This is a genomic window from Collinsella aerofaciens (assembly GCF_027679495.1).
Lineage (GTDB): Bacteria > Actinomycetota > Coriobacteriia > Coriobacteriales > Coriobacteriaceae > Collinsella > Collinsella aerofaciens_AK.
Genome location: NZ_JAQEKC010000017.1, coordinates 43,363 through 50,379, shown reverse-complemented (window position 1 = coordinate 50,379; position 7,017 = coordinate 43,363). Strand labels below are relative to the sequence as shown.

Annotated in this window: 5 protein-coding genes; all 5 read left to right on the top strand. The window is 61.2% G+C overall.

Features of this window, described 5'->3' with window-relative positions; translation table 11 throughout:
- Nucleotides 1–591 precede the first annotated feature (591 nt).
- The 5 genes from ppk1 to PGW49_RS07295 all read left to right on the top strand — a co-directional run bounded on the left by ppk1 (nucleotide 592) and on the right by PGW49_RS07295 (nucleotide 6,750).
- On the top strand, nucleotides 592–2,994 hold the full coding sequence (gene ppk1, locus PGW49_RS07315; RefSeq protein ID WP_270226092.1) for a polyphosphate kinase 1: 2,403 nt from the start codon (nucleotides 592–594) through the stop codon (nucleotides 2,992–2,994).
- Nucleotides 2,995–3,092: 98 nt separating this feature from the next.
- Nucleotides 3,093–4,421, top strand: a complete 1,329-nt coding sequence (gene rlmD, locus PGW49_RS07310) for a 23S rRNA (uracil(1939)-C(5))-methyltransferase RlmD (RefSeq protein ID WP_195569131.1) — start codon at nucleotides 3,093–3,095, stop codon at nucleotides 4,419–4,421.
- A gap of 105 nt (nucleotides 4,422–4,526) precedes the next feature.
- Entirely contained in the window at nucleotides 4,527–5,069 is a 543-nt protein-coding gene (locus tag PGW49_RS07305) for a DJ-1 family glyoxalase III (protein WP_055287259.1), read from the top strand.
- A complete protein-coding gene (locus PGW49_RS07300; protein WP_117745917.1) occupies nucleotides 5,066–5,647 on the top strand; it encodes a Maf family protein in 582 nt (193 codons plus the stop codon). Before PGW49_RS07305 ends, PGW49_RS07300 begins: the two co-directional genes overlap by 4 nt.
- A 101-nt stretch (nucleotides 5,648–5,748) precedes the next feature.
- Nucleotides 5,749–6,750, top strand: coding sequence for a P1 family peptidase (locus PGW49_RS07295; protein ID WP_117745916.1), 1,002 nt, complete (start codon nucleotides 5,749–5,751; stop codon nucleotides 6,748–6,750).
- Nucleotides 6,751–7,017: the final 267 nt, after the last annotated feature.

The following is a 7,017-nucleotide window of genomic DNA, read 5'->3' as shown; positions in this document are numbered from 1 at the left end:
CCGATCTCGGAAGGCACGTGCAGACCTTTCGTCATGGCCTCCTACCTTTCTTTCGGGCCTTTCGGCCGAATCTCTCAGCGCCCTTCCGTAACGGGCACTGCTTGCTGACAGCTCTAGTTATATCCAAATTCCACCCGCAATTCCACCTCGCCCCCGAACGGTCAACAAAGTGCGATGAACGGTATATCGCATGTGATTCCCCCATGATGTACTTCGGCGTTCTAAAGTAACTTTTCTAAGGTAAACGCTCTTTTTTCTTAAAAACCATTTGCGATTGCGTCTCTAAACTTTTGATTCAGAATTGCATAGCTAAATCGGTTTTATGTATATAAATGATGTTTGTTTACGTTTCCGCCTGCATTCAATGATATTCAGCTATCCATCATTCTTATTCACACTTACGTACCAGTTGAGTGAGGATATAGACCGCTTGCAGACGAGCAGGGCGTCAGTCCTATGACTCGTCAGCGTAAGAAGTAGGTAAAGATACCGTTCACGCGATACGTTCGTGCCAGCGGTCGACTAAATTGAGACAATAGTGAATAAGAGTTAGGCTACCGTCCCCTACGGGGACTGAACGGACAGATGCATATGCCGAGCAAAATCGAAAAGAAGCAAGCCGCTGCAAAGCTGCGCAAGCCGCCGCGCGACTTCTCGTACACGCAAAACCGAGAGCTTAGCTGGCTGCGCTTTAACAACCGCGTGCTCGACGAAGCCTTCGATGAGACCGTTCCGCTGTTCGAGCGTCTAAAGTTCGTGTCGATTTTCGAGTCTAACCTCGACGAGTTTCTCATGGTGCGCGTGGGCGGCCTGTCCGATCTGGCAGAGCTCAAAAAACAGCCTGTCGACAACAAGAGCAATATGACCGCCTCCGAACAGGTCGATGCTGTCATGGCCGAAATGCCCGGGCTCCTTACTCGTTGGGAATCCATCTTTAAGAGCATCGAAGGCAAGCTCGACACCTTGGGCGTTCACCGCGCCCGCATCGATTCGCTTACGCCCGAGGAGCGCACCTTCGTAACCCGCTACTTCCAGGCCTACGTGTCGCCGGTCATCTCGCCGCTGGTCATCGATCCGCGCCACCCCTTCCCCAACCTGCGCAACGGCGCGCTCTATCTGGCCTGTGGTCTGGACGGCGCCACCGACGAGGAGAGCCTGCTGGGCCTTATCGAGATTCCCGCCTCGATGAACCGCGTGGTCGAGATTCCCTCGCCCACCGGCACCTACTCCTACATCTTGCTCGAGGACGTCATTCTCGCCTGCCTGGACAGCTGCTTTGGCTCCTATAAGCCGCTGGATCGTGCGCTGATCCGCGTCACCCGCAACGCCGACATCGATCCGGACGGCGAGGGCGTCGAAGAGGAAGAGGACTACCGCCAGCACATGAAGCGCATCCTCAAGAAGCGCCTGCGCCTGCAGCCGGTAGTGCTCGCCGTCTCGGGGTCGCTCGAGAAGGCGACGCTCAAGACTATCCGCAAGGCGCTCGAGCTCTCGCGTCGCTCGGTCTTTACCTGCGATATCCCGCTCGACCTGGGCTACGTCTTTGGCATTGAGGGCAAGATTCCCGAGCACCTGCGCAACGAGCTGCTCTTTACGCCGTTTAAGCCGCAGCCCAACCCCAACATCGACATGACCCGCTCCATCCGCGAACAGGTGCTGCAGGGCGACAAGCTGCTCTTTTATCCCTACGAGGCCATGAACCCCTTCCTGGATCTGGTGCACGAGGCCGCCTACGACCCCGAGTGCATCTCGCTGCGCATCACGCTCTACCGCGTGGCCAAGCAGAGCCGCCTGTGCGAATCGCTGATCGATGCTGCCGAGAACGGCAAAGAGGTCACGGTGCTCATGGAACTTCGTGCCCGCTTTGACGAGCAGAACAACATCGAGTGGGCCGAGCGTCTGGAAGAGGCGGGCTGCACCGTCATCTATGGTTCCGAGGGCTTTAAATGCCACTCAAAGATCTGCCAGCTCACCTATCGCGAGGGCATGGCGCTCACCCGTCTCACGCTTTTGGGCACCGGCAACTTTAACGAGAAGACGGCCAAACTCTACAGCGACTTTATGCTCATGACCGCCCATCCCGGCATCGGTGAAGACGCCAACCTGTTCTTCCGCAATCTGTCGCTGGGCAACCTGCGCGGCGACTACCGCTTCCTGGGTGTGGCGCCCGTCGGACTGAAACCGCTCATCATGCGCGGCCTGGATCGCGAGATCCAGCGCGCCCTTGCCGGCGAGCCCGCCCGCGTGTTCTTTAAGCTCAACTCGCTGACCGACCGCGAGGTCATCGACAAAATCGCCGAGGCATCGTGCGCAGGAGTCCGCGTGGACATGATCATCCGCGGTATCTCGTGCCTCAAGCCCGGTGTTCCGGGCAAGACCGAGAACGTGCATGTCCGTTCTATCGTCGGACGCTTTTTGGAGCATGCGCGCGTTTACGCCTTTGGCGTGGACTCGGACATGATCTATCTGAGCTCGGCCGACATGATGACGCGCAACACCGAGCACCGCGTGGAGATCGCCTTCCCCGTGCTCGACCCCACCTGCCGCGCCCTAGTACACGAGTACATGGGCATGCAGCTGCGCGACAACGTGAAGGCCCGCAGCCTCACGAGCGACGGCACCTGGGTCCCCGTAGAGCGTGCAGAGGGTGAGAAACCCCTCAACTCGCAGGAAGCTCTACTGGAGCGTGCCTATCGCAACGCCGAGGCCGCGCCCGAGCCCGTCATTGAGGCGGAACCTGCCCCCGAGGCCGAGCCGCAGCCAGTAGCACCCAAGGTCCAAGAGGTCCAGGCGACCGTCATTGAGCCCGAGCCTGCACCTGCACCTCGGCCCGAGACGCAGGTCACCAAGCCCGCACCCGAGACGAGCGCCCGTCGCGATAAGCCCGCTGGCAAGACCAAGGCCATCGAGCGCCATCGCCCCGGTCGCGTGCGCATGGGCCTGGGCCTGATCGGCCTGGGTCTTAAGACGCTCATTACCGGCAAGACGAAATAGTCGTTTGTAGAAGCAGTTTGTAGAAGCGCCCCGCATTTGAGGAAAGCCTCGGATGCGGGGCGCTTTTCCCTGCTACCATGGTGCGAACAACAACGCGAATGACAGGCAGGAATATGAAGCTCACTATAGAATCGATGACCTACGGCGCCGACGGGCTGGCGCACGCCGACAACGGCAAGGCCGTCTTTGTGCAGGGCGCCGTGGCAGGCGACACCGTCGAGGCCGAGGTCGTACAGGACGGCAAGTCGTTCATGCGTGCCCGCACCACCGAGATTCTGGAGCCAAGCCCCGATCGCATTCAGCCTCCCTGCCCCTTCGTGGGCATCTGCGGCGGCTGCTCGTGGGGCAATCTCTCACGCACGGCACAGCTCGCCGCCAAGGAGCAAAACCTGCGCTCCACGCTCGAGCGCATCGGCAAGTTCGCTCCTGAGCAGGTCGATGAGTTGGTACAGCCCATCTGCCACACCAAGGACGACTGGGGCTACCGCAATAAAATCGAGCTCGAACCGACCGTCGTCAACGGTCGCGTGCGCCTTGGCATGCACGGTGTCGACCCCAGCAAAATCGTGACCGTCGATACGTGCCCGCTGTTCGATAAGCGCTTCCCGAAGGCGCTCAAATCGGTCGTCGGCGCACTCAACTATCTAAGCGGCAGCCATGACTTGGGGCTCGAACGCGTGGGCATTCGCGCATCGCGCCGCACCAAGGCACTCGAGGTCGCACTCTGGACGCCCACAGGCTCTTTTCCGCGCTCGCAGGTCTCCCGCGTGCTGGCGGACGCCGCTCATCCCACGAGCATCGTGCGCGTGATGAGCAAGGGCGAAAAGAAGGCCCGTCGTGTCTCCAAGGTCGAAATGCTCGCCGGAGAGGGCTCATGGACCGAGAATATCGCCGAGGGTCAGATGCGCTTGTCTGCCCCGTCTTTTTTCCAGGTCAACACCAAGGGTGCCGAGATTTTGATCGATCTTGTCATGGAAGCGCTCGACCCGCAGGAAGACGAGCTTGCCGTGGACCTGTACTGCGGTGCCGGCACCTTTACCCTGCCGCTCGCCCGCCGCTGCGACTTTGTCGCCGCCGTCGAGGCCTACGGCCCCGCCGTGCGCGACCTGCGCCGTAACCTGGAGATCAACAAGCTCGATAACGTCGACGTCATTGGCGGAGACGCGGTGCGCGAGTTCCCCGACCAGGATGCCGACGTCTTGGTGGTCGACCCGCCGCGTGCAGGCCTCGCCCCCGAGGCGATCGACCTTATCGCCAGCACGAGTGCCCGCGATGTCGCCTACGTGAGCTGCGACCCGGCCACCCTGGCGCGCGATCTCAAACGCTTTGTCGAAGAAGGCACCTTCTCCCCCGTAAAGATCACGCCAGTCGACCTGTTCCCACAAACCTTCCACTGCGAGACCGTCGTCCACCTTAGGCGCAACTAGCCGCTTAATCATTGCTCAGAAAATCATTGGGAAATCGAGCGTGGCAAGCGGAGGTCTTCGGGGTATAAGACGGCTAATTGTATGCCGCCTATGAAAGGAACCCTCATGCCCAGCGTTGCCGTTCTCGCCGCCGATGGCTTTGAAACTATTGAATGCTTGACCATGGTCGATGTCATGCGTCGCGGCGGCGTGCGTGCCACGCTCGTCTCGATCATGCCCACGCGCGAGGTCGTAAGCTCGCTGCAGATCCCCGTGACCTGCGATGCGCTCTTTGATGAGATCAACTTTGACGAGTACGACTGCGTCGTGCTGCCCGGCGGCCTGCCCGGTGCCACCAACCTGCGCGCAGATCAGCGCGTCTGCGACGTGGTCTGCGAGTTCGCCGCAACCAAGCACGTCGCCGCCATCTGCGCCGCCCCGTTTATCCTGGGCGAGCTCGACCTGCTCGAGGGGCGCCATGCCACGTGCTTCCCTGGCTTTGAGAAAAGCTTCCCCGAAGGCGCCTATACCGGCGAGAAGGTCACGCAAGACGGCAACATCATCACTGCCAGCGGCATGGCACAGTCCCTCCCCTTTGCATTGGAGCTGCTGCGCACGCTCGCCGGCGACAAGGCCGTCGAGAAGGTCGCCGAGGGCATCCAACTATGATTTTGGCTTCGCAATCGCCGCGCCGCATAGAGCTGATGCGCGAGGCAGGCTACAACATTCGCGTGATTCCCGCGGATATCGACGAAACGCCCTTTGATGGCGAGGCCCCGCTCACGCTTGTCGAGCGCTTGGCACGCGCCAAGGCGGCTGCCGTTGCTGCCGAGCATGCCGAGCCCAATGAGCTAACGGTCGCGGCCGACACCATCGTCACCTTTGACGGCAAGATTCTGGGCAAGCCGGCAACCGAGGACGAGGCGCGCACTATGCTCCGTGAGCTTTCGGGCCGCACGCACCAGGTCGCAACCGGCGTCTGCATCGTTAAGGCAGGCGATACGGCCGCCCCGCATGCCGCCGAAAGCCTGTCCTTTGTCGATGTGACCGACGTGACGTTCTACGAGCTCACCGACGAGCAGATCGAGCACTACGTCGCCTCGGGTGAGCCCATGGACAAGGCCGGCGCCTACGGCATTCAGGGCACAGGAGGACGCATGCTCGTGCACGATATTTCGGGCGACTTCTATAACGTGGTGGGCCTACCCATCGCCCGCGTCGCGCGCGCGATTCAAAAACTCTCGTAATTGCATCTGGCGCTGGGTATCCCCCGGCGCCTACAATTTTGGCGTACCGTACGGATCCCGACCGGGCACAAGGCGCGGCGGAAAACCGATAGGAGTTAAACATGGATACACTGCTCGAGGCCATTGACGTCTGCGATGTCGATGGCTTTTGCTATGGCAACTATACGGACGAGGAGGCCGGCACCGGTTGCACCGTAATCGTGGCACCCGAGGGCGCCACCGGCGGCGTTGACGTTCGCGGCGGTGCTCCAGCATCGCGCGAAACCGACCTGCTGCGACCCGAGAACACCGTCGACAAGGTCCACGCCGTCTGCCTTTCGGGTGGATCGGCCTTTGGCCTCGAGGCTGCAAGCGGCGTCGCTCGCGAGCTTGAGAGCCGCGGCATCGGCCTTCCCGTCGGCCCCACGCAGGTGCCTATCGTGTGCTCCAGCTGTATCTTCGACCTCGCCTTTGGTAACCCCACCGTGCGCCCCGACATTGAGGCCGGCATCGCCGCCGTGCGCGAAGCACTCGACCACACCCCCACCAAGCTCGAACAGGGCAACGTAGGCGCCGGCACGGGCGCTACCGTGGGTAAGCTCATGGGGCCTGCCACCTGCATGAAGGCCGGCCTTGGAGCTGCCGCCGTGGCACTCGGCCCCATCAAGGTGGGCGCCGTGGTCTCGGTCAACGCCTGCGGCAACGTTGTCGACCCCTTCACCGGCGAGTGGGTCGCCGGCATGCGCGCCGCAGCCGATAGCGACCAGATCGTCGACATGGAACTCGCAGCCTTTGCCGCCGCCGGATCCATGCAGATGCCGCTCGACCGCACCAACACCACCATCAGCTGCATCGTCACCAACGTGGAACTCACTAAGGCACAAGCCACCAAGGTCTCCCAGATGGCCGCAGACGCCTACGCACACGCCATCCGCCCCACACACACCACCAACGACGGCGACACCATCTACACCCTCGCCAGCGGCAAACTGGGCGCCCAGGCAAGCGCCGCCGTTCCCCTAGACCTACTGGGCATGCTCGCCGTAAGGGCCCTACAGACCGCCATCGTAAACGGAGCCAAAACCGCCAAAACCTCCCACGGCATCCCCGGCGCCGCGAAGTAGCCTAACCTGACCGGTTGCCCGGTGGGGCTTGGTTATGTTTGCTGCTCTACAGTCCTGGCTCGCACGAAGAGCACATTAAGTGCTCTTCGGCTCGTGCGGAACTCGCGACAAACATAACCAAGCCCCACCGGGCAACCTACCAACCAGATTCTTTTCAGCCCAGGCCCCTGTGTACCGCGCGTCGAAGATCTTCAAATTCAAATAAACTGACAATCGATTCTTATAGCAGAGGCCCCTTGGCCTTTAGTTTGATACAAGTTCCGTACG